This is a genomic window from Halosimplex marinum (genome assembly GCF_051414075.1).
Taxonomy (GTDB): Archaea; Halobacteriota; Halobacteria; order Halobacteriales; family Haloarculaceae; genus Halosimplex; species Halosimplex marinum.
Genome location: NZ_JBLKNY010000005.1, coordinates 508,191 through 528,784, shown reverse-complemented (window position 1 = coordinate 528,784; position 20,594 = coordinate 508,191). Strand labels below are relative to the sequence as shown.

The window sequence follows — 20,594 nt, the reverse complement described above, 5'->3', positions numbered from 1 at the left end:
TCGGTCCGAAAGCAAATCTTATTTCCCCCAGACGCGGCTTTGAGCACACATGGCACAACAGATGGCCGACGGACCGATGGTGGTCCTCTCCGACGAGAGCCAGCGTACGTCGGGCGAGGACGCCCGGTCGATGAACCTCGAGGCGGGGCGCGCAGTCGCGGAGACGATCCGGACGACCCTCGGGCCGCGAGGGATGGACAAGATGCTCGTCGACCAGGGCGGCAACGTCGTCGTCACGAACGACGGCGTGACGCTGCTGGAGGAGATGGACGTCGACCATCCCGCCGCGGACATGATCGTCGACGTGGCGACCACACAGGAGGAGGAGGTCGGCGACGGCACCACCTCCGCCGTCATCCTCGCGGGGGCGCTCCTCTCGAACGCCGAGGACCTGCTCGAACAGGACATCCACCCCACCTCCATCGTCTCGGGCTACCGCCACGCGGCCGAGACGGTCACCGAGGTGTTCGAGGACATGGCGACCGAGGTCGACCCCGAGGACACCGACGTGCTCGAACAGGTCGCCGGCACCGCGATGACCGGCAAGGGCGCCGAGTCCGCCAAGGACCTGCTCTCCTCGATGGTCGTCAGCGCCGTCCGCGCGGCCGTCCGCGAGGACGGCACCGTCGACCAGGACGCCGTCGACGTGCGCCAGTTCTACGGCGCCTCCATCGACGACTCCGAGTTCGTCGAGGGCGTCCTCTTCGACATCGAGCCGGTCCACCAGAACATGAGTCGGGACGTCGACGACGCCGACGTGCTCGTCTACGAGGGCGACATCGAGGTCTCCGAGACCGAGGTCGGCGCCGAGGCGTCGGTCGGCGACATGACCGACCTGCAGGGCTTCGTCGAGCGCGAGCAGTCCGAACTCGCCGACAAGGTCGACAAGATCGTCGAGGCGGGCGCCGACGTGGTCCTCGCGGACGGCGGCATCGACGAGTACGCCGCCGAACTGCTCGTCGAAAACGGCATCACGGCGTTCCGCCGCGTCGACGACGACCAGCGCCAGCGGGTCGCGCAGGCGACGGGCGCCGACCGCGTCGGCGACCTCGAACTGCTCACCGCCGACCACCTCGGCCACGCCGGGACCGTCTACGAGCGGGTCATCCGCGACCGGACCGTCCGCCGGCAGGCCGACCACGAGTCGACGGTCGTCTTCGGTGACCTCCCCGAGGCCGGCGTCGGCACGATCCTCCTGCGCGGCGGCACCGAGCACGTCCTCGACGAGGTCGAGCGGGCCGTCGTCGACAGCATCGGCGTCGTCTCCGCCGCGCTCGAAGACGGGGCGGTCCTGCCGGGCGGCGGCGCTCCCGAGATCGAGGCGTCGCTCGCGCTCCGCGAGGAGGCCGACTCCGTCGAGGGCCGCGAGCAACTGGCCGTCGAGGCGTTCGCCGAGTCCTTCGAGGACAGCCCCCGGACCCTCGCCGAGAACGCCGGCCACGACGCCATCGACGCCCTGGTCGACATGACCGCCCGCCACGACGCGGGCGACGTGAACGTCGGCATCGACGCCGACACCGGCGAGCTCGTCGAGATGTTCGAGGACGGCGTCGTCGAGCCGCTGCGCGTCAAGACGACGGCCGTCAACTCCGCCGTCGACGCGGCGACGATGATCCTCCGCATCGACGACGTGGTCTCCGCCGGCGACCTCTCGGTCGGCGGCGAGGACGAGGAGGACGGCGGCGGTCCGCCCGGCGGCGGCATGGGCGGCATGGGCGGCATGGGCGGCGCGATGTAACCTCTCTTCTCTAGGTTACATCTTCCCCGTCGCCACGGACGTTCGATTCCCGTTTTCGAGCCGTGGTCGCTTCCGAGTAGAGAACTACTGAACAGCGACTAGCATCCGGCGCCTGTGGCGCCGGTTCGCCGTCAGAGCCTGCGACGAGTCCGCGGTCGTTCGTGAGCCGCTCCGGCAGGGACCGTTCATGCCGACGGGGTCTGTGATGTGTTCGGCCTCGGTGGTGTGTTCGGTCTTGACGGGTACGTCGTGGTTTCGGGGATCGCCCCGACTGGTGCGTTTGAAATAGAGAAACACACCGTTCTCGCAGTGGCGATGTTCGAACGGAAGAAACGGATCGGAATGCGGTTTCGAGCGCGTCGGAACCTTCCGGTTCCGCCGTACTCAGCGGCTCAGGGGACTCGTTCCGGCTTACGGAGCCGGGTCGAACAGGGTCTCGCCTTCGACCATGTTCTCCTCGATAGTGTCGAGGTCGAGGGTCAGGCCGAGGCCGGGCTCCTCGGGGATCTCCATGTAGCCGTCCTCGATGAGGTCGTCCTCGTCGACCAGGTCCTCCCACCAGCCGAGCTCGTAGGAGTGGTACTCGACGGCCAGCGAGTTGGGGATGGCGACGGCCAGTTGCGCGGAGGCCATCGTCCCGATGGGCGAGGAGACGTTGTGCATGGCGACGGGGATGTAGTACATGTCGGCCATGGCGGCGATCTTGCGGCCCTCGCGCATGCCGCCGACGCGCGGGATGTCGGGGGCGATGATGTCGACGGCCTCGTTCTCGATGAGGTCGCGGTTACCGTGGGTGCGGTAGACGTTCTCGCCGGTCGCGGTCGGCGTGGCGGTCGACTGCGTGACCTCGCGCTGGGCGTCGTGGTTCTCCGGCGGGACGACGTCCTCGAGCCACCACACGTCGTACTCCTCGAGGCGCTTGGCCAGGCGCTTGGCGCTGCCGGTGGCGTACGACCAGTGGCAGTCGAAGGCCACGTCCGCGCGGTCACCGACGGCCTCGGTGGTCGCTTCGACGATCTCCGCCTTGTGCTCGATCTCCGGGCCGCGGAGGTGGCGGTTGGCGCGGTCACGTTCGTGACCGGAGGGCACGTCGAGGTCGAACTTGATGGCGTCGTACCCCAGGTCGGAGACGACGCGGTCGGCCTCCTCGGCGCAGGCCTGGGGGTCGGCCTCGTCTTCGGTGTGGAGGTCGCAGTAGATGCGGGCCTCGTCGCGGTACTTGCCGCCGAGCAGCTGGTAGGCCGGCAGGTCGGTGAGCTTGCCCGCCACGTCGTGGAGGGCGATCTCGATGCCGGAGATGGCGGAGATGACCTTCCCGGAGATGGAGCCCTCGCCGGACATCTTCTGGATCATGTGCTCGTAGAGGCGGTCGATGTCCAGGGGGTTCTCGCCGATGAGGAACGGCTTCATCCGCTCGATGATAGCGGTGTCGCCGCCGCCCCAGTAACACTCGCCGTTGCCGACCGGGCCGGCGTCGGTGTAGACGCGCACGAGGATCCACGGGTAGTTCCCGTCGACCATCGTCGTCTGTACGTCGGTGATCTCGGCGTCGCGCGTGCCGCCGCGCTCCTTGGAGACGCCCATCGTCTCCGCCGAGAGGTCCCGCATCGTGTATTCAGCGTTCGGATCGCTGATCTTGTCGAAGTCGACCATGACGGATATAGGTCCAGACGTAACTCGCTTAAAGGTTCTCACATCCGTTCGGAGCCGCGTCGACCGGCGGGATCGAGTTCCGGCGATCCGAGATACGGGCACGGCGTGTCCTGTATGGAAACTCGTAAGTGGCCGCCATCCGACCGTTTACGTGCATGACAGAGACAACGAACCTGTACATCGACGGCGAGTGGGTCCCGGCCGAGAGCGGGGACACCTTCGCTGTCGAGAACCCGGCCGACACGACGGAGACGGTCGCCGAGTACGCGAAGGGCGGTACCGAGGACGCCCAGAAGGCCATCGACGCTGCCAACGAGGCCCAGGGCGACTGGGAAGCCATGCCCGCGCCCGACCGCGGGACGATCCTCCGCGAGACGGCGAAGCTGCTGGAGGAGCGCAAGGAAGACCTGACCGAACAGCTCACCCGCGAGGAGGGCAAGACCCTCTCGGAGGCCAGCCCCGAGGTCCAGCGCGCCATCGATATCTTCTACTACTACGCCGAGAAGGCGGCCGACAACGCGGGCAAGCGCAAGGGCCCGAGCGGCGGCCGCACGTCGGTCTACACGAAGCGCGAGCCGCTGGGCGTCGCCGGCCTCGTCACGCCCTGGAACTACCCGATCGCCATCCCGGCCTGGAAGATCGCGCCGGCGCTGGCGACCGGCAACACGATCGTCCTCAAGCCCGCTTCGGCCGCGCCCGGCCCGGCCGGCAGCATCGTGCAGGCGCTGGAGGAGGCGGGTCTCCCCGACGGCGTCATCAACTTCGTCCCCGGTTCCGGCAGCGACGTGGGCGCCGAGCTGACCTCGAACGACGGCATCGACGCCGTCTCCTTCACCGGTAGCTCCGAGGTCGGCCACCACGTCTACGACGCGGCGACGGACAACATGGCCCGCGCGCAGGCCGAGATGGGCGGCAAGAACCCCGCCATCATCACCGACAGCGCGGACGTCGAGGAGGCGGTCGACATCGTCGGCGCCGGCGCGTTCGGCGTCACCGGCCAGGCCTGTACCGCCTGTTCCCGCGCCATCGTCCACACGGACGTCTACGACGAGTTCGTCGAGGGCATCGTCGAGTACGCCGAGTCCATCGACATCGGCCCCGGCGTCGAGGACCCCGGCATGGGTCCCCACGTCACCCAGAGCGAACTCGAATCCACGCTCGAGTACGTCGACGTGGCGTCCAACGAGGGCGCGAACCTCCAGACCGGCGGCGAGCGGCTGGACGGCGACGAGTACGACGACGGCTACTACGTGAGCCCCGCCGTCTTCACCGAGGTCGAGCGCGACATGCGCATCTTCCAGGAGGAGGTCTTCGGTCCGGTCCTCGCCGTCACCGAAGTCGAGGACTTCGACGAGGCGATCGAGGCCGCCAACGACAGCCAGTTCGGTCTCTCCTCGTCGGTCGTCACCACCGACCTGAACGAGGCCCACGAGTTCATCGAGCGCACCGAAGCCGGCGTCGCGAAGGTCAACGAGAAGACGACCGGTCTCGAACTCCACGTGCCCTTCGGCGGCAAGAAGGACTCCTCGACCAACACCTACCGCGAGCAGGGCGACGCCGGTCTCGACTTCTTCACCGAGATCAAGACGGTCTACCTCAACACGTAGACCGCCCGGCCGTCGACCCACAGCGAGCCTCCGAACCTCCGTCCGGCATCGCCGGACGATTTCTCTTTCGGGTATGATTTCTCCGATTTTAATCGTCTGTACTGCCGAATTTCTCCCGTAGCGGTGTCGGACCGTCGAATCCGTTCTGTTACTGTGAACGAGCACCAGTCACTCCGGTGACCTAACACGCCCGACAGGATGTGGGTATCACCGGAGAAATCGCTTAGAACGCACTATACCGTGTCGACATCTCTGTCTCCGTAGAAGTAACTAATGTTCACGTAATTAGAACATAAGTTCGAATCTCTCGACCAGCGTGCGTCGAACTAGCAGGCATGACAGTACTACGTGTGTAATCCGTATCGGTTCGGGACACTCGCAGTTGTCGTCGGTATCCGGATCGAACAGTCGACGGAGATACTGACCGGCGAACCACGAGAACGCCGCTTGCGACGGATCTCGCCTGCCGTAGCGCTGAGACGGGACGAGGTGCTCCCCGAGAGGGAAGTCCGAATTCAATATAGCGATATTTAGTTTACTAGTCCGACGTCGGGCGCGGGTTTTGACGCCCGTGGAAACTCTCCGGAACGAGACGAGGGGGATCGCGGGTGGGTGAGCGGGTCAGAGGAGCCGATAGATGTGCTCCGCGTACACCTCGCGGACGCGGTCGCCCCAGTCGTGGGTGTAGGTGTCGATGATGTCCTGGGCGACGTCGCCGCGGAGGTACTTGACGATGCCGCGGTCGCCGGTCCGGTCCCGGAGGTGCGTGGTGAAGAAGTGCCGGAAGTAGTGGGGCGTGACGTTCTCCTCGGCGCCGCCGCCGTCCCGGTACCACCCCTGCTCCCGGGCGTGCGTCTCGACGATGTGGTGGACCATGTCGGGGGTGAGCCGCTTGCCCCACCCGTCGGCCGTGCTGACGAACAGCGGGTCGGCGTCCGAGCGCGGATCGGGCCGGACGGCCAGCCACTCGACGAGGACGGCGGCGAGTTCGTCGTCGACGGGGATCGTCGTCGCGCGTTTGCGCTTGTTCGACGCCGTTCGCCGCTGACCGTTGTACCTCTGACCCGCGCTCGGTTCGTCGTCGACGTAGACGGAGTCCGGCTTGCCGTCGAGTTGCGGGCGGTGGGACCACTCGAACGGCGCTCCGGAGAGCGACAGGTCTCGTCTGTCGAGATTGCAGAGCTCACCGGCTCGCATCCCCGTCTTCAGCAGCGTCATCACGACCGCACGGTCCAGCGGGTGGGTCACGCCGGACACGAACGACCGCATCGCCGGGACGGTGATGTCGCGTCGCTCCGGGTCGACGTTGATCGACTCGTCGATCTCCTCCAGGACGAGCGCCATCGGGTTCTCCTCGAAGGCCCCGACTTCGGTCATGTAGCCGTAGAACCGGTGGAGATAGGAGGCGTACGTGGCGACCGTGCTCTCGCCGACGGAGCCGCGCAGCTGGTGGATCCACGCCATGCAATCCCGGTGGTTCGCCCCACCGAGGCCGATCCCCCGGTCGGTCAGGTACGACTCGAACTCGCGGAGGACGCGCTCGTAGGCGTCACGCGTCCGCTGGCTCTTCCCCTGGAACGTGATGTCGTCGAGGAAGTACGCGATCGGATCCTCCGTGGCGGCCGACCCGCGGTCGGTGCTACTCATCGATAGTGTACCCCCCGTTGCGGCCGCTGTATGTGACCCGACCGCTAGATTGCAGTTCCTGGAGCGCTGCCTCGAGCTCGGCCTCGATGTCGTCGGCCACCGCCTCGAGCAGTTCGTCCCAGGACAGATACTCCGCCGATCGGAGCACCGCTACGACCCGGTCTTCCATGCTCATACCCTGGGGGTCAGCGTCCGATGATCGGTCTCCACCGGGATCCTCGGTCGCGGACTCGGGATCGGGCGTTTGGGCCCCTCTCGAATCCGTTTCCGACTCGCCGAACCCGCGGCGGCCAGCCTGTACCATCGTCCTGACAAATTCGCTCCGACTCATCCCGAGTTCCTCGGCGTGGTCGTCCCACTGGTCACGCTGGTAGGCGGGAACGTACGTCCGGACCGTCGCCCGCGAAGTGTCGCGTTCCGACTCTGCCATTGCCGGGGTGTCGTTCCCCTCGACAATCAATCTATCGCCACACTCACGGATAAAAACTCTTATTTGTGAATGGAGGTATTTCATACGCCGCCTCGACTGTATATTAGGCGTGAATTTGGTGCTATAATGAGTTAGTTACCTACGTACACAACTAATATTTGTCGTATGGTAAGCGACAGATCCGCTGTGGTCCAGGGTCGCGGGATACCGGTCCGGAAGGGGGACTTTCGACACCCGTCGGTTTGGTAGTGGGCTTTCGACCAGGCTCTCGACCTGCACAGACCGGTCTCTCGGAGCGCTGTGGCGCGGCAAGATCTGTACGCAATTCCGGGCGGGCTCCGGACGGGAACGGCCGTCAGCGAGTCGGCAGCGGATGCCACGGGGCAAGTACGACTGCGTCGTCGTGCGACAGTCCGGATCCATCGGGAGGATTTCGCAGTCCCGGCCGTCAGGGCCCTCCCGTTCCGTCGGCTGTCCACAGGTCCGGTTGCCGACCTCGAACAGGTCGCCACGAGGGGCGACTCCCCGGGAACTCGTCGGCCGTCGCGAACCTTCCGTGAGCGTCCCGTGTTCGTCACTGCAGCGCCTAACTGGTTCGGAACCGGGGATGCAGGCGGCGACGGTGCGTCACCCGAGCACCTCCAGCGGCTCCGTGTCACCGGCTCTGGTACGCGGGGACGGGCCCCTCGTCACGCTCGGACCGACCGTATCGATCTCGGGACACACGGACCCGCGGGTACCAGTAACTCGGTCGGTCGGCCCGTCGACCGCCTTTCCCGAGTGAACGCCCGGACCGGAGCGCCTTCTGGGGGATGAAGTTCGCGTATCGCCACGGGGACGGGGCCTCGGCCGTCGGACAGGCTTCCCAGGGTCCCCGGAGTCTACCACCGAGGTGGCGGGCTGTCATCTGGTGGACCACTCCGCTACCCCGGGTGTCGACACTCGCCGCTACGCCGTCAATGTCGCTCCCTTCCCCATCCAGAGATCGATCCCACTAGAGGTTCAGACCCCGGTTCACAGCGGGAATAGCCTTGGGTGCCGGGATCGGCCACGCAGTGTCCTGTAGACCGTACCCGGTCGAACTGTCTCCTCGGTGCTCTCGATTCTGAAAATCCCCGGTCCGCGACGAATGGAAGTATAACAAAAAATCCACAAGTGTCTCGAATTCCGTTCGATAGTTTTCGGGTAAACTATATTCCGCTATACGTAATCAGGTGGGCACGCGAAGGTGATCCCCGGTTTTTAGATCGGCGATATCGAAGCGCTACGCTCGTCAGCGGCTCGATTCGTCGATATTCATGAGGGGTCGACACAGTCGACGAACTCGTCGTCGGTCCGCCGCGGGGGCGTGGAGATCGACCCGGACGTCTTCGCGGACGCGACCGGGCGTTCCCGCGGGACGGCATCCGGTCGGCGAGCGTGATCGCCTCTTCGATATCGTGTGTGACGAACAGCCCTCTTGTCCGGTTCGTGCCGGGTGGACAGCAACCCCGATCCGAGCGGCAGCGCGCTGGGCGTTGACACTCTCGAACGGTTCGGCCAGCAGTAACGTTCCCGGGTCGACCGCGAGCGCACGGGCGAGGGCCACGGGCCGTTTCGTGCCACCGGACAGTTCCGACGGGTGCGTCTCCGCCCGGTCGTCCAGCCCGACCAGTTCCAGCGGCTCGCGAACGCGGTCGGTCCGTCGGAGTCCGGGAACGGACCAGTTCGAAGGCGACGTTCTCCCGGACGGACAGCCACGGGAACGGCCGATACTCCTGGAATACCATGGCCCGGTCGGGACCGGGGACCACAACGGGTTCCCCGTCGACGAGGATCCGGCCGTCGGTCGGTGTTTCGAGCCCACCGACGAGGCGGACGAGGGACGTCTCCCCACCGACATCCAACCACGGTCGCGAACTCGCCGGGGTCGACGACGCGACCGACGGCGGTCACAGTCGATGGATCGGACCGCGCCCGGCGTCTAGACCCCCGCCGACGGGGGTGGAGACACTGTCCGGAACGAGTGAACGGAAAGAACGCGCAGCGTCGGTCGGACTCGGTCGATCCGGGTCCGGAGTCGTTACTCCTCGGTCGGTTCGTCGGCGTCGTCGGGCCCGCCCGGGCCGGGCGATCCGGCGCCGGTCTGGAAGACGAACTCGTGTTCCTCCTCGGTCTCGAAGTTGCCCAGCCCGTCGCCCAGGTACTGGGCGTAGCGGGTGAGCTCCTCGGCGCGCGAGGAGACCTCGTTGAGTTCGGCGGCCTGCTCCTCGGCCGCGCCGGCGACGTTCTCGCTCTCGGACATCGTGTCCTCGGCGAGGTCGGCGGCCTCGTCGATCATGCTCGCGACCGCCCGGATGCTGTCGAGCGAGTCGCCGAAGTCGACGTTGGGGTTGTCCGCCGCGAAGTCCTCCAGCTGTGCAGCGACGCCGTCCATCTCCTCGGAGATGTTCTGGAGCCGCTCCTTCTGGTCGTAGGCGTCGTCGGAGATCTTCTGGATGGAGTCGGCGACCTGTTCGCTGGCGTCGCGGACCGTCTCGGCGCTCTGCTGGACCGACTGGCCGCTCTCCTCGACCTCCTCGGCGAAGGTCTTGAGCTGGCCGGTCGTCATCTCAAGCTCGGTCAGCATCTCGTTGAACTCCTCGGCGATCCGGTCCATCGCCTCGTTCTCGCCCTCCGGCTCCATGCGCTGGGTGAGGTCGCCGCGGGCGCAGGCCTGCATGATCTCCGAGTACTCCTCGGCGCGGTCCTGGAGGTAGTTCGACAGCTCCATCGCCTCGGCGCGGGAGACCTCCGCCTCCTTCCGGGCGCGTTCGGCCTCGTCGATCTGCTCGCGCAGCGAGTCGCGCATCGACGCGAACCCGGCGTAGAGCTGGCCGATGCTGTCGATGCGGCCCGACTGGATGTCCACGTCGAGGTTGCCCTCCTCCATCTCCTGGGCCTTGCCCTTCAGGCGGTCGATGGACGAGGAGGTGTTGTAGCCGAGGGCCGCGCCGATGAGCAACATCACGAGCACGGCGCCGGCGGTCGCGATCATCCCGAACCGCTGGACCTGCTGGACGTCACCGAAGAGCACGTCGGTCGGCGCGTGGACGAGCACCGCCCAGTCCTCGGAGCTTCCGGGGACGAGGACGGGCGCGTACCCGACCGCGTACTCCTCGTCCATGACCTGGTTGTTCGTCCGGCTCGACATGACGCCGCTGAGGTTGTTGGTGAGCCCGAGCGCCCTGTCGATGGCGCGCTGGTCGCCGTACGCGGTCAGCGTCTCGTCGGTGTCTACCTCCGGATCGCTCGCCCGCTCGTCGACCAGGATGGTCCCGCTCGCGTTGACGACGGTCGTGAAGCCGCCCTGGGCGCGGTCAGTTCCCTGGAGGTTGCTCGCGATGTCGGTCGTGGCGACCTCGACGAGCAGGACACGCTCGGTCGTGCCGTTGACCAGGCTCGCGAAGCCGACGACCGGCACCCCGTTGGGGCTCTGGTAGACGCTCGACACCTTCACCTCGTTCGTCTCGGTGAAGCTCCGTTCGGTGACCCAGTCGCGGACCGTCCCGTCGACGTCCGACCCCGGCGCGACGGTCTGACTGGCGACGAACGTGGTCTGTCCGGTGCCGCCCTGGATGAGATGCATCGAACTCACGTCGCTCGGCATCTGACTCCGCTGGCGTTCGCGCAGCGTCTCCGACATCGCGTCGCCGTCGTTGCCCCTGTAGGCGGGGTCGCCGGACGCGAGCCGGGTCGACAGCCGGTTGCTCTCCAGCCACTGACCGACGAGGTTCGACTCCTGAACCGCGAGCCCGCGGTACTCACTTTCGACCTGGTCGCGGGTGTGGTCGACGAACTGCTGGGTGCCGACGAGCCCGACCGCGCCGATCGCCAGCCCCATCACCAGCAACACGATGAGGAACTTCAGCGCGAACCGCTTCCTGACGAAGTCCGGAACGACCGTCCGGACGACGCCCATCGCTCCGCCGCCACTGCCGCTGTCGCCGTCTTCGTCACTCATGTGTCTCGCCTCCGTTCGGTCGTCGGTCGATACCCCGCCGTCGAGTCACCGTCCGGGGAGACCCCGGGGCCTGACTCGATAGCTCGGTTGTACCCCGATTGCCCATGGGGTTCCATGTCCGACTATCTCATATATAGCTTTGGAGTAAGGTGAGGGCAAATATGACAACGTGACACGTAACTTGGCCGAACGGACGGGGCCGCCGGGGATCCCCCCGGATTTAAGCCGAGCCCCCACCCAGCGACGAGTATGACAGATCTCGTCACGGTCGGCGAGTCGATGCTCAGGCTCTCGCCGCCGGACCACCAGCGCCTCGAAACGATGGACGAACTCGACGTACACGTCGCGGGCGCCGAGAGCAACGTCGCGGTCGCCGCCGGGCGACTCGGCCTCGACGCCGCCTGGGTGTCGAAACTGCCCGACTCCCCGCTGGGCCGGCGGGTGACCAGCGCCCTGGGCACCCACGGCGTCGACGCCGACGTGGTCTGGGACGACGACGCCCGCATGGGCACCTACTACGTCGAGATGGCCGGCAAGCCCCGCGGGACGAACGTCATCTACGACCGCGCCGACTCGGCGGTCACCACCGCCACCGCCGACGAACTCGCCACCGGCCGGATCGCCGAGGCCGACGCCTTCCACACCACCGGCATCACCCCCGCTCTCTCCGAGACCCTGCTGGAGACGACGGCGGACCTCCTCGAACTCGCCGGCGACCACGACACGACGACCGTCTTCGACGTGAACTACCGCTCGAAGCTCTGGTCGCCCGCGGAGGCCCGCGACACGCTGGAAGAGCTGTTCCCCGATATCGACGTGCTCGTCGTCGCCGTCCGGGACGCCCGGTCGGTCCTCGACCGCGAGGGCGACGCCGAGGCCATCGCCCGCGAGCTGGCCGCGGAGTTCGACTTCGAGCTGACGCTGGTCACCCGCGGCGGCGAGGGGTCGCTCGCGCTCCACGAGGGCGAAGTACACGAACAGGGCGTCTTCGAGGCCGACGAGTACGACACCGTCGGCACCGGCGACGCCTTCGTCGGCGGCTTCCTCGCCTCGTGGCTCGACGGGGGGTCGGTCCCCGACGCCCTGGAGTACGGCGCCGCCGCGGCATCGCTCAAGCGGACGATCCCCGGCGACATCGCGCTGGTCACCCCCGAGGAGGTAGAGCGCGTGGTCGAGTCCGGCGAACAGAGCGGTATCTCGCGGTAACCGGGCGGTTCGCCGTCACTCGCTCGCCTCGAACGCCCGAACGAGCTCCTCCGGGAAGGTCCCGGGCGAGAATATCGACACGACGTCGCCGGTCTCGATCCGGGTGTCCCCGTCGGGCGTGATGCGGTCGTCGCCCCGCTCGATGCTGACGACCAGCGCCTCGTCGGGGAGGAGCCCGTCGCTGTTGGCGCCTTCGAGCGTCCTGCCGGTGATCGCGGCGTCCTCCTGGACGGTGAACTCGACCACCTCGGCGCCGCCGACAACGCTCTGGAAGTCGGTGACCGCCGACCGGGGCGAGTCGACCTCGGGCGCGAACGCCCCGTAGGGCTGGGTCGTCTCCTCGCGGACGATGTCCTCCCGCTCGATCGTCAGCCCGGCCGCCGACAGCTGCTGGGCGATCCGGTTGATCTCGCCCGTGTCCGACCCGACGGCCGTGACGACGACGTTCTCCTGTCCGGCGAGCAGTTCTCGCACGCCGACGACGCCGGGCGTCCCGAGCACTTCGTTCGCGATGGCCGACCGCTCGCCCACCGGCGCCGTGCAGGTGAACTGCGTCGTCATCTTCCCGTCGGTCGCCTCGTAGTCGATGTCGGCGTGGTAGCCGCGGATGATCCCCGCCTCCTCCAGCTGTCGGATCCGGTTGCGGACCGTCGCCGGCGTCACGTCGACCTCCTCCGCGATCGTCGGCGCCGACGTGTTCCGCGCGTCGCCCGCGAGGTAGTAGAGGATCCGCTCGTCGATCTCGTCGATCCGGTAACTCATACCGGCCGTTGTTTCGGATCGGCAAAAGGAGTTGTGCGTTCCGATCGGAGGTATCCCGTTGGTACCGTATATTATGCGCCGTGAGTTTCGAATCGGTAATTGAATACGTCTTAATTTCCGGCTCGAAAATATATGCGACAGATTTTTGTTCCGGCATCGAAAACGAACAGATATGACGGGCGACGAAACGAGTTCGCCACTGGAGAAACTGCGGGACTACTACGACCACGAGGAGCTCGTCTGTCCCGACTGCGGGTACGAGGACGAGCGGGGGAGCTGGGACAGCGAGACCGACGGGGGAGTGGTCGAGTACACCCACGAGTGTCCCGAGTGCGGCGCGGTCAGGGAACACACGCTGGAGGTCGGCGACGAGTGAGTGCGGGACGGGGCCCGCCGAGCGGCGTTCGGCCCTGATCGACACTGTTACACGACCGGCCGCGATGAACGGAGAACGATGAGAGGGGTCGTCGACCGCACGGGGGTTCGCAACCGGCCGGGCGCGGAGCCGCGAGAACGCGGACACCCGCCGTACGGGGAACGGGCGACGGCGTCCGAACAGACGAGACGCGAGGCCCGACCCCAGCGATGAACTCCGACATCCGCGTCGACTGGCGGGCGAGCGTCAGCCTCACCGGGAGCGTCGTCAAGTGGCTCACGGTGCCGATGCTGTTCCCGGTGGCCCTGGCGCTGTACTACGGCCGGGGCATCGAGGCGTTCCTGGTGACCGTCCCGCTGGCCCTCGCGGTCGGCTGGTCGCTGGAGCGGCTCCACGACGACCCCGGGGCGGCGCTGGGCGCCCGCGAGGGGTTCCTGATGGTCGCGCTGACGTGGCTGCTCGTCAGCCTCGTCGGCGCCGTCCCGTACGTCGCGGAGGGGTGGCTGACCGCCTACGGGTCGGCCTCGACGCTGCGGTGGCCGGTCAACGCCCTCTTCGAGTCGATGAGCGGGTTCACCACCACGGGGTCGACCGTGATGGGCACCATCTCCTTCGAGGGCCACTCCCGGGCGCTGCTGATGTGGCGCCAGCTCTCCCAGTGGCTCGGCGGAATGGGCATCGTCGTCCTCGCCATCGCCATCCTCCCGGAGCTGTCGGTCGGCGGCGCCCAGCTGATGGACGCCGAGGCGCCGGGCCCGGGCATCGAGAAGCTCACCCCGCGGATCGCCGAGACCGCCCGTACCCTCTGGGGGCTGTACCTCGGGCTGACCGCCCTGGAGGTCGTCGGCCTCTACGCCTTCCACCTGGTCGGGGTCGCGCCCGAGATGACCCTCTACAACGCGGTCGCCCACGGGTTCACGACGATGCCGACCGGCGGGTTCTCGCCCGAGGCGCGCTCGATCGAGGCGTTCTCCGCGGTGGTCCAGTGGTTCGTGATCCCGTTCATGGTCGCCGCGGGGACGAACTTCGCGCTGTTCTGGCACTGCTGGAACCGCGACCTCCGGACCGTCGTCGAGGACGTGGAGTTCGGGTCGTACCTGGGTATCATCGGCGTGCTCGCCGCGCTGGTCGCGGGGCTCCTGTTCACCGCCCCCGGCCACGACGCGCTCACGGGCGCCGTCGAACCGTCGCTGCGGCACGCCCTCTTCCAGGTCACGTCCATCGTCACCACGACGGGCTACGCGAGCATGAACTTCGACCTCTGGGGGCGACAGGCCAAGTTCGTCCTCCTGTTCGCGATGTTCGTCGGCGGTTCGGCGGGCAGTACCGGCGGGTCGATCAAGGTCATCCGCTGGGTCGTGATCGTCAAGTCGCTGTTCCGCGAGCTGTTCACCACGGTCCACCCCGAGGCGGTCAAGCCCGTCCGCCTCGGGGACACGGCCATCGACGAGTCGACGATCCGCGGCGTCTACGCCTTCACCCTCCTGTACCTGGTTATCTTCGCCGTCGCGACGGTGGTCGTCGTCCTCCTCGGCCACACCGGGGAGCCCCTGTCGGTGTTCGAGGGGACCAGCGCCGTCGCCGCGACGCTCGGCAACGTCGGCCCCGGCGTCGGCGTGGTCGGCCCGATGGCGAACTTCGAGGGGTTCCCCGCCGTCTCGAAGCTGCTGATGGTCTTCCTGATGTGGATCGGCCGCCTGGAGGTCTTCCCCGTCCTGGTCCTCCTCACGAGAGCCTACTGGCAGTCGTAGGTGCTTACGATCGGCGTTTTCGGCGGACTTTCGTCGAACGGCTTTCGCGAGATGCACCGTCAGGACTCGCGCCACTTGTGGCCGCACTCGACGCAGGTGAACAGCCGGACCTCGTAGGAGCCGCCCGGCTTCGGCAGCATCTCGTAGTCGGCCCGGTCGCTGTCGCAGTCCTCGGCCGGACAGGGCTCCCGCATCGTCTCGGTGGAGCCCTGAGTCGCGTCGGCCACGGCGGGCGCCCCGTCGTCCCGCTGTCCGTCCCGGGTCGCCATCGCCGCTTCCGCCTGCGAGTCCCGCGACTCCTCGTGCTCACAGGAGCGACACACCCACGTGTCGCCCTCCGTGTGCATCATCGAGCCACACTCGTCACAGAATTGCATACAGAGGACACACGGTCGTCGGATATATGTGTTAATCTCCGATCCCTCTCGGATTTCAGGCGACTGTTCGTGCACACTGAGCAATAGATTCAGGTTCAACAGGTGTGAAAGAACACGCCTTCTACGACACCCTTCGAAACGATTGTCGACGAGGATTTCAGAGGAGTGTCGCTACAATCTGGACAGAAAACCCGATCAGCAACAACCCTAGCCCGAGCCGCCGGATATACCGCGCCTCCCACTCTCTTACGAGCTCAGAAAACTCTCTTCGACGAAGTGTAGAATCGCGGTACTCAACACCATTAGGTACCGATATCACATAATTCCTCCTACCCACCCTGTTCGAGCGAATATCACCTGAGACCTCACGCTCCAAGTACTGTTCCAAAATCTCAGATATATCGTTGTAACCCTCTTCACCTTCTCTCAACCAGACCTCCTGTCCATCGGTTTTGGTTGTCATCTCGATTCTCGCCTTTTCCACATGTTTTGTGCGAGGACAGTAGTTGACGAAATCCTTGCGACAGCTCGGCAAGTCTGCGATGGCAACCACGGTAGCGCCGATGATGTCCAAACTCAGTCCGAGCGCAGTAATCGAGAACATACGTGCTCATATCGCTCATGTGAATTTGGAATGTCGCAGAACAAAGACCCACGCTTATGTTAGTAGATGGGAACAAGAAGACATGGACGAAACAGGGACTTGCGGGAAGTGTGCGTCCGAGATCTCCACAGAAGCAACGAAATGCCCCAACTGCGGATATGAACCCAGTACCGACAGTGCAACCGGCAGAAGCATTATGATGGTAATCGGACTGCTTCTGACTGGAACCATCATCGGTGCTGTGATCGGAATCCCACTCCTCTATTTCGGGTACAAATCTCACAAATACCACAACACACTGAAACCGACGAACACAGACCCTGAAGACACAATCTCGTTCAGAGAACTAATCGACTTCTAACCAGAAACTTAGAAATCAGTATCGACGTGCTTCACGATAGAGAACCGGAACTTCTCGTGTGGAACCCAATGCTCCATCCGCTCAGGAGTCCCGCCCTCGTCTTCATACTTCTCAGCTTTCTCAATCAGGACTCTCGCTAATTCTTCCATCGTCACCCCACCTTTCGCCTCAATTTCTTCGATTGCCTCAGCCGTGACAGGGTGTGTGCGGTCAGCATCAGGGTTTGGCCCAGAAATCTTGTAGAGGCTGTCAGGGTCGTCTCGGTCGAGATAGCTATTCACTCGGTCCATCGTCTCAATAGACGCTCGCTCGGTCCACACGATGGTTTCGAGGAGGCCATAGTCAAGATCCACCTCGTCTTCTAAACTAGCGATGATATCGTCTTGGCTGTACCCGTCTGTACTCTCCAGCGTCTCTTTCAGCTTCTGAGCGATGATACAGGCTTGATCCTCGGTTACGTCGTAGTGTTCGTGGATGATGGTTGTGCGTTTATCGACGTTTACCCTGTCTTCGACGGCCCACTCTGGAATATCGAATGCGCTAGTCACATCAGTCGTATCTCCTCCTGCTTCTGTTTCTGCTTCTGCTTCTGCTTTTGCTTCGTTGTCGCCTCCGAGAGTGTTTGTAACTTTATCGAACAATCCCATGTGCAGTGGATGATGCTAAATCAGTATTAAATTGGTGTCTAAGTTTCCTATAGTTAGCATCCGGCGCGGAGCGCCGGTTCACCGGATGCGAGCGACCGAAGGGAGCGAGTCGTCCGGTTTTTTCACCCATGTTTTTGGCCGGGGGGTTCCCGCAGCGAGCGAAGCGAGCGAGGAAACCCCCCGGCGAAAAAGATGGTAGACAAACCCTATATCCCTGCCGCGGGAAGGCGTTCGCATGAACCGAACGCCGACGCCGCGGGGGGTATCGATCTGAGATGCGCAGCGCGAAGATAGTCTGCACGCTGGGGCCCGCCAGCGAGTCCGAGGAGACGATCGAGGCGCTCGCCGAAGAGGGCATGTCCGTCGCGCGGATGAACGCCAGCCACGGCACGCCCGAACACCGGCGGGAACTCGTCGACCGCATCCGAACGGTCGACCGCCGGACCGACCGGCCGGTCGCGGCGATGCTCGACCTGCCCGGCCCGGAGGTCCGGACGGCGCCGATCCGCGACGAGATAACGCTCGAAGGCGGGTCGACGGTCCGGTTCGTGGAGGGCGACGAGGCGACGCCCGAGGAGATCGGCGTCTCGCACGACATCTCCGCGGTGGAACCGGGCGACGTGGTCCTGCTCGACGACGGGCGCATCGAGACGACCGTCGAGTCGGTCGACGACGGCGTCGTGACCGCGACCGTCGAGAGCGGCGGCGATCTGGGGGCGCGCAAGGGCGTCAACGTCCCCGGCGTCGACCTGGGGCTGCCGGTCATCACCGACCAGGACCGGGAGGAACTGCAGGTCGCGGCCGACAAGGAGGTCGACTTCGTCGCGGCGAGTTTCGTGCGCGACGGCGAAGACGTCTACGAGATCACCGACGCGCTGGACGAACTCGGCGCGGACATCCCCGTCATCGCGAAGATCGAGCGGGACGTGGCCGTCGAGAACCTGGAGGGGATCATCGACGCGGCCTACGGTGTGATGGTCGCCCGCGGGGATCTGGGCGTGGAGTGCCCGCTGGAGGACGTGCCGATGATCCAGAAGCGGATCATCCGGAGGTGCCACGAGGCGGGCGTGCCCGTCATCACCGCGACGGAGATGCTCGACTCCATGGTGACGGCCCGGCGACCGACGCGCGCGGAGGCGTCGGACGTGGCCAACGCCGTCCTCGACGGCACCGACGCGGTGATGCTGTCGGGCGAGACGGCCATCGGCGACCACCCCGTCCGGGTGGTCGAGACGATGAACCGGATCGTGAAGGACGTCGAGGAATCCCCGGAGTACGCCGAGAACCGCGAGCAGCGGGTTCCCACTGCCGACGAGACGCGGACCGACGCGCTCGCCCGCTCGGCCCGCTTCCTCGCCCGTGACATCGACGCGGCGGCGATCGTCGCGGCCAGCGAGTCCGGCTACACCGCGCTGAAGGCCGCGAAGTTCCGCCCGTCGATCCCCATCGTCGCCTCGACGCCCAGCGAACGGATCCGCCGCCGGCTCGCACTGTCGTGGGGCATCATCCCCAAGAGTTCGCCCTACACGGCCGACGGCGCCGACGCGGTCATCAACAACGCAGTCCAGTCGGCGCTGGACACGGGCGCGGCCGACAGCGGCGACACCGTGGTCGTCCTCTCGGGCATGATGACCGAGCTGGAAGGGGTGAACACGGCGAACATGCTGAAGGTCCACGTCGCCTCCGAGACCATCGCCTCCGGGCGGTCGGTCGTCGAGGGGCTCGTCTCGGGCGAGTTGCACTGGACCGACGACGGCGACCTCTCGGCGCTCCCCGAGGGGGCGATCCTGGCGGTCCCGGAGGAGTTCGACGGGGAGTTCACCGGCGACGTCGAGAAGCTCGCGGGGATCGTCGACCGCCACGGGGGGATGACCAGCTACGCGGCCATCGTCGCGCGCGAACTCGACGTGCCGATGATCTCCAACGCCTCGCTGCCCCGCGACGTGGAGTCGGGGGCCGTCGTGACGCTGGACGCCGAGCGCGGCATCGTCTACGACGAGGCGATCCAGAGCCGTGCGCGCGAGCGCGCGGCCGAACGGGACCTGTAGAGGACGGCGGACGCCCGGAAGGGGGCGGCGAACGACGAAAGCGCCGCGGGACAGGAGGAGGGTCCCGGTCGAAGGTGGCCCTGCGGGCCCGCAAAGGCGCGAGGGCGCCGCTCCCGGTTCTCGAAGGAGGTACTCGCGGGCGGGTGAATATGTGCAGTTAAGTAGCGGAGGGTACACCGTCCAGGTACCATGGCCACCTACGCAGGGGTCGACCTCGGCGCGACGAACATCCGCGCCGTCGTGGGGGACGACTCGGGGACGGTCGTCGCGTCCCGGCGGACGGGGACGCCCCAGGGACCGAACGGCATCGCGGTCACCGAGGCGGTGCTCGACGCGCTCCGGGGGGCTGCCGAGGAGGCGGGCGTCGACCCGACGCGGATCGCCGCCGTCGGCATCGGCTCCATCGGCCCGCTCGACCTCGCGGAGGGAGCGATCGACAACCCCGCGAACCTCCCCGACACCATCGACCGCATCCCGCTGACCGGCCCCATCGGGGAACTCGTCGACAGCGACGACATCTATCTGCACAACGACACTACCGCCGGCGTCATCGGCGAGCGGTTCTACTCGGAGCGCAACCCCGACGACATGGTCTATCTCACCATCTCAAGCGGCATCGGCGCCGGCGTCTGCGTCGACGGGTCGGTCATCCAGGGGTGGGACGGCAACGCCGGCGAGGTCGGCCACATGACCGTCGACCCCAACGGCTTCATGACCTGTGGTTGCGGGGTCGACGGCCACTGGGAGGCCTACTGCTCGGGCAACAACATCTTCCGCTACGCCCGGCGGCTCCACGACGAGGACCCCGTCGACACGTCGATGCCCCTGGAGAGCGCCGACTTCTCCTCGGCGGACGTGTTCGCCCACGCCGCGGAGGGCGACGCCTTCGCCGAACACGTCCTCGACCAGGTGACCCGGTGGAACGTCATCGCCATCGCCAACATCGTCGACGCGTACGCCCCGCTGGTCATCTACGTCGGCGGCGCCGTCACGCTCAACAACCCCGAGCGGACGCTCGACCCGATCCGCGAGCGCCTCGACGACGTGGTGTTCGGGAACGTCCCGGACGTGCAGCTGACCACGCTCGGCGACGACGTGGTCGTCAAGGGCGCGCTCGCCAGCGCGATGACCGGCGGCACCGGCGACCGCTCGCGGGTCCGGTAGCGCTATTTTCGTTCGGGCGAGAGCGTCGGGAGCAGTTCGGTGTGTCGGTTTCCGGCAGGATCGTGGTGAATTCCCGCTCGGTACGTCGTGCGAATGTCAAGGTGCGTTTAGTTGGGCGATGCCTGTGGCACAACTGCTCTTTCACTACTATCGGGAGCCCGCTCCCAGCTAAGCACACTCTGCTTCTCGATACGCTCACTCTCTAAATGGAACGATCAGCGTGACCAATTATCCGGCTATC

At 66.1% G+C, this 20,594-nt stretch carries 17 protein-coding genes; 8 read left to right on the top strand and 9 right to left on the bottom strand.

Going from position 1 to position 20,594, the window contains the following annotated elements; translation table 11 throughout:
- Nucleotides 1–61 precede the first annotated feature (61 nt).
- Nucleotides 62–1,738, top strand: a complete 1,677-nt coding sequence (gene thsA, locus ACMGFI_RS16030) for a thermosome subunit alpha (protein WP_436910925.1) — start codon at nt 62–64, stop codon at nt 1,736–1,738.
- A gap of 411 nt (nt 1,739–2,149) precedes the next feature.
- Here the strand turns inward: thsA and ACMGFI_RS16025 are convergent, their stop codons facing one another.
- The gene (locus tag ACMGFI_RS16025) at nt 2,150–3,391 is read right to left on the bottom strand and encodes a mandelate racemase/muconate lactonizing enzyme family protein (protein WP_436910837.1); all 1,242 of its coding nucleotides are present in this window, start codon (nt 3,389–3,391) and stop codon (nt 2,150–2,152) included.
- 155 nt (nt 3,392–3,546) lie between these two features.
- Here ACMGFI_RS16025 and xacF point away from each other — a divergent pair, with 155 nt between their 5' ends.
- Complete coding sequence (xacF, locus tag ACMGFI_RS16020) at nt 3,547–4,998, top strand: 2,5-dioxovalerate dehydrogenase (RefSeq protein WP_436910836.1); 1,452 nt, start codon at nt 3,547–3,549, stop codon at nt 4,996–4,998.
- 621 nt (nt 4,999–5,619) lie between these two features.
- On the opposite strand, the gene ACMGFI_RS16015 is transcribed toward xacF, so the two are convergent.
- From ACMGFI_RS16015 to ACMGFI_RS16000, 4 genes are all read right to left on the bottom strand, one after another.
- Complete coding sequence (locus ACMGFI_RS16015) at nt 5,620–6,645, bottom strand: tyrosine-type recombinase/integrase (RefSeq protein WP_436910835.1); 1,026 nt, start codon at nt 6,643–6,645, stop codon at nt 5,620–5,622.
- Nucleotides 6,638–7,075 carry a DUF5805 domain-containing protein gene (locus tag ACMGFI_RS16010; protein ID WP_436910924.1) on the bottom strand — a complete coding sequence of 146 codons (438 nt, stop codon included), beginning with the start codon at nt 7,073–7,075 and terminating at the stop codon, nt 6,638–6,640. The genes ACMGFI_RS16015 and ACMGFI_RS16010 overlap by 8 nt, the downstream gene beginning before the upstream one ends.
- A 1,273-nt stretch (nt 7,076–8,348) precedes the next feature.
- Complete coding sequence (locus ACMGFI_RS16005; RefSeq protein ID WP_436910834.1) at nt 8,349–8,957, bottom strand: ATP-binding cassette domain-containing protein; 609 nt, start codon at nt 8,955–8,957, stop codon at nt 8,349–8,351.
- Nucleotides 8,958–9,137: 180 nt separating this feature from the next.
- Nucleotides 9,138–11,057 (bottom strand): HAMP domain-containing protein, encoded by a 1,920-nt coding sequence (locus ACMGFI_RS16000; protein WP_436910833.1) that lies wholly within the window; start codon nt 11,055–11,057, stop codon nt 9,138–9,140.
- Between the two features lie 249 nt (nt 11,058–11,306).
- Between ACMGFI_RS16000 and kdgK1 the strand changes: the two genes are divergently transcribed.
- The gene (kdgK1, locus tag ACMGFI_RS15995) at nt 11,307–12,263 is read left to right on the top strand and encodes a bifunctional 2-dehydro-3-deoxygluconokinase/2-dehydro-3-deoxygalactonokinase (protein ID WP_436910832.1); all 957 of its coding nucleotides are present in this window, start codon (nt 11,307–11,309) and stop codon (nt 12,261–12,263) included.
- Nucleotides 12,264–12,278: 15 nt separating this feature from the next.
- On the opposite strand, the gene ACMGFI_RS15990 is transcribed toward kdgK1, so the two are convergent.
- Nucleotides 12,279–13,025, bottom strand: a complete 747-nt coding sequence (locus tag ACMGFI_RS15990; RefSeq protein WP_436910831.1) for an Lrp/AsnC family transcriptional regulator — start codon at nt 13,023–13,025, stop codon at nt 12,279–12,281.
- A 172-nt stretch (nt 13,026–13,197) separates the two neighbouring features.
- Here ACMGFI_RS15990 and ACMGFI_RS15985 point away from each other — a divergent pair, with 172 nt between their 5' ends.
- Nucleotides 13,198–13,401: an HVO_0649 family zinc finger protein gene (locus ACMGFI_RS15985; protein ID WP_436910830.1), complete on the top strand. Its 204-nt coding sequence runs from the start codon at nt 13,198–13,200 to the stop codon at nt 13,399–13,401.
- 209 nt (nt 13,402–13,610) lie between these two features.
- Entirely contained in the window at nt 13,611–15,152 is a 1,542-nt protein-coding gene (locus tag ACMGFI_RS15980; protein ID WP_436910829.1) for a TrkH family potassium uptake protein, read from the top strand.
- A 59-nt stretch (nt 15,153–15,211) separates the two neighbouring features.
- Here ACMGFI_RS15980 and ACMGFI_RS15975 read toward each other — a convergent pair whose 3' ends face one another.
- Both ACMGFI_RS15975 and ACMGFI_RS15970 read right to left on the bottom strand, forming a co-directional pair.
- The gene (locus ACMGFI_RS15975; RefSeq protein ID WP_436910828.1) at nt 15,212–15,529 is read right to left on the bottom strand and encodes an RPA12/RPB9/RPC11 RNA polymerase family protein; all 318 of its coding nucleotides are present in this window, start codon (nt 15,527–15,529) and stop codon (nt 15,212–15,214) included.
- A 157-nt stretch (nt 15,530–15,686) separates the two neighbouring features.
- Nucleotides 15,687–16,103 (bottom strand): hypothetical protein, encoded by a 417-nt coding sequence (locus ACMGFI_RS15970; RefSeq protein ID WP_436910827.1) that lies wholly within the window; start codon nt 16,101–16,103, stop codon nt 15,687–15,689.
- 112 nt (nt 16,104–16,215) lie between these two features.
- Here ACMGFI_RS15970 and ACMGFI_RS15965 point away from each other — a divergent pair, with 112 nt between their 5' ends.
- Complete coding sequence (locus tag ACMGFI_RS15965; protein WP_436910826.1) at nt 16,216–16,494, top strand: hypothetical protein; 279 nt, start codon at nt 16,216–16,218, stop codon at nt 16,492–16,494.
- 8 nt (nt 16,495–16,502) lie between these two features.
- On the opposite strand, the gene ACMGFI_RS15960 is transcribed toward ACMGFI_RS15965, so the two are convergent.
- Nucleotides 16,503–17,141: a hypothetical protein gene (locus tag ACMGFI_RS15960; RefSeq protein ID WP_436910825.1), complete on the bottom strand. Its 639-nt coding sequence runs from the start codon at nt 17,139–17,141 to the stop codon at nt 16,503–16,505.
- 275 nt (nt 17,142–17,416) lie between these two features.
- Between ACMGFI_RS15960 and pyk the strand changes: the two genes are divergently transcribed.
- Complete coding sequence (pyk, locus tag ACMGFI_RS15955; protein WP_436910823.1) at nt 17,417–19,189, top strand: pyruvate kinase; 1,773 nt, start codon at nt 17,417–17,419, stop codon at nt 19,187–19,189.
- Nucleotides 19,190–19,378: 189 nt separating this feature from the next.
- Nucleotides 19,379–20,353: an ROK family protein gene (locus ACMGFI_RS15950; RefSeq protein WP_436910822.1), complete on the top strand. Its 975-nt coding sequence runs from the start codon at nt 19,379–19,381 to the stop codon at nt 20,351–20,353.
- Nucleotides 20,354–20,594: the final 241 nt, after the last annotated feature.

Excerpts from the sequence above, each read along its gene's own strand:
- thsA (WP_436910925.1), top strand. The coding sequence starts at position 62 with ATGGCCGACGGACCGATGGTGGTCCTCTCCGACGAGAGCCAGCGTACG.
- ACMGFI_RS16025 (WP_436910837.1), bottom strand. The coding sequence starts at position 3,391 with ATGGTCGACTTCGACAAGATCAGCGATCCGAACGCTGAATACACGATG.
- xacF (WP_436910836.1), top strand. The coding sequence starts at position 3,547 with ATGACAGAGACAACGAACCTGTACATCGACGGCGAGTGGGTCCCGGCC.
- ACMGFI_RS16015 (WP_436910835.1), bottom strand. The coding sequence starts at position 6,645 with ATGAGTAGCACCGACCGCGGGTCGGCCGCCACGGAGGATCCGATCGCG.
- ACMGFI_RS16010 (WP_436910924.1), bottom strand. The coding sequence starts at position 7,075 with ATGGCAGAGTCGGAACGCGACACTTCGCGGGCGACGGTCCGGACGTAC.
- ACMGFI_RS16005 (WP_436910834.1), bottom strand. The coding sequence starts at position 8,957 with ATGTCGGTGGGGAGACGTCCCTCGTCCGCCTCGTCGGTGGGCTCGAAA.
- ACMGFI_RS16000 (WP_436910833.1), bottom strand. The coding sequence starts at position 11,057 with ATGAGTGACGAAGACGGCGACAGCGGCAGTGGCGGCGGAGCGATGGGC.
- kdgK1 (WP_436910832.1), top strand. The coding sequence starts at position 11,307 with ATGACAGATCTCGTCACGGTCGGCGAGTCGATGCTCAGGCTCTCGCCG.
- ACMGFI_RS15990 (WP_436910831.1), bottom strand. The coding sequence starts at position 13,025 with ATGAGTTACCGGATCGACGAGATCGACGAGCGGATCCTCTACTACCTC.
- ACMGFI_RS15985 (WP_436910830.1), top strand. The coding sequence starts at position 13,198 with ATGACGGGCGACGAAACGAGTTCGCCACTGGAGAAACTGCGGGACTAC.
- ACMGFI_RS15980 (WP_436910829.1), top strand. The coding sequence starts at position 13,611 with ATGAACTCCGACATCCGCGTCGACTGGCGGGCGAGCGTCAGCCTCACC.
- ACMGFI_RS15975 (WP_436910828.1), bottom strand. The coding sequence starts at position 15,529 with ATGCAATTCTGTGACGAGTGTGGCTCGATGATGCACACGGAGGGCGAC.
- ACMGFI_RS15965 (WP_436910826.1), top strand. The coding sequence starts at position 16,216 with ATGGACGAAACAGGGACTTGCGGGAAGTGTGCGTCCGAGATCTCCACA.
- ACMGFI_RS15960 (WP_436910825.1), bottom strand. The coding sequence starts at position 17,141 with ATGGGATTGTTCGATAAAGTTACAAACACTCTCGGAGGCGACAACGAA.
- pyk (WP_436910823.1), top strand. The coding sequence starts at position 17,417 with ATGCGCAGCGCGAAGATAGTCTGCACGCTGGGGCCCGCCAGCGAGTCC.
- ACMGFI_RS15950 (WP_436910822.1), top strand. The coding sequence starts at position 19,379 with ATGGCCACCTACGCAGGGGTCGACCTCGGCGCGACGAACATCCGCGCC.